Origin of the sequence: Endozoicomonas atrinae (assembly GCF_001647025.1) — a bacterium.
Taxonomy (GTDB): Bacteria; Pseudomonadota; Gammaproteobacteria; order Pseudomonadales; family Endozoicomonadaceae; genus Endozoicomonas; species Endozoicomonas atrinae.
The window spans coordinates 1-1,200 of record NZ_LUKQ02000587.1 but is presented as its reverse complement, the minus strand read 5'-3'; the positions used below and the strand labels follow the sequence as shown (position 1 = coordinate 1,200).

2 protein-coding genes are annotated in these 1,200 nt (G+C 53.2%); both read left to right on the top strand.

Features of this window, described 5'->3' with window-relative positions; all coding sequences use genetic code 11:
• Positions 1-933: hypothetical protein (locus AK963_RS34040; RefSeq protein WP_175404734.1), on the top strand; the 933-nt coding region annotated here is incomplete at its 5' end.
• Between the two features lie 31 nt (positions 934-964).
• The coding region (locus tag AK963_RS29300) for a hypothetical protein (RefSeq protein ID WP_476588289.1) at positions 965-1,200 on the top strand (236 nt) is incomplete at its 3' end.

The following is a 1,200-nucleotide window of genomic DNA, read 5'->3' as shown; positions in this document are numbered from 1 at the left end:
GTTGGCGACAGTGCCGAGCAAGCCGGAGCGCAACAGGCCGAAGCGCTGACCGATGCCTCCACTATTGCCGGAGTTATGGCCGGTCATTACAACACTCTGGCCGAAGAACTACAGGGCATGAGTGGTGCGGCGCACGATGCCTTTGTGGCGATGAATGGCGTAGGCAACGTCAACACCGAGCAGGCGATCAGCAGCATTGCCGAACTAAAAAGTCAGCTCGAAGAAACGAGAGAAGAACTCAACAAGCTACAGCACTCTTATACCTTCGATGTAACCGGCATAAGTAGCTGGATGAATGAGACTGCGAAAAATGCTGCCTATGTCAAAAGCCAATACTTGGAGCAGAAGATCGCTCTCGAAGAACTGTTAGAGAGTTATGAGCAGGGTGACTATATCGCCAGACGCTTTCTCCGTCAGGGCGAGCGAGCCGCTGATACGATGAACCTCCTGAACAATCAGGATTTAGACCGCCTCAACAATGCCATTCGCTCGGCAGAGCAAAACATGGCCAGCCTTGGGGAGAGTTCTCGTAATACTCTGAACAGCCTGCAAGATGAACTGGATGAATTGCAGGGCAGGCAATCGGATATTGTGCAACGGCGCTATCAAACGCAGCGTGACGATCTGAAGGCACAGCAGGCCGAGGCCGTTGCTAAAGGGGATCAGGAGGCGATCAAGAATATCACCTCTGCCCTGCGGATCAGTGAGCAGATTTACAACGAACGTATCCGTCAGGCCAACAATGAAAAAGCCCAAACCCTCCAAGAGAGCCAAGTGAGCACGTCGGCACCAACCACCCGAACCACACAACCGGCTCCGCAAAAAATTATCCGGCTCGAATACCCCGGCGGTGCGGTCAATGTCGGCATTGACTCAACGGATGAAACCAAACTGCTGGAAGCCCTGAAAAACGCAGGCATGAGGACACTTTAAAAAGGGCAGCCTTGAGAGAAAGGATAGCGCTATGCAACTGGACACCATTACCCTCCCGGACGATCTTCTCTGGATCAATGAGTTTGAATGGAACCCCGTCGAGCAAACCACCGAGCGAAGCCTGACCGGTGCTTTGCTGGTTCAGGAAGGGCAACTAACCCACGGAAGGCCAATCGAGCTATCTGGCAATGGCGAGGCCGGTTGGGTATCCCGGCTGACGGTCAAGAACCTGTTTGCTCTCTCCAAAGCGGCCAATAAAACAATGAC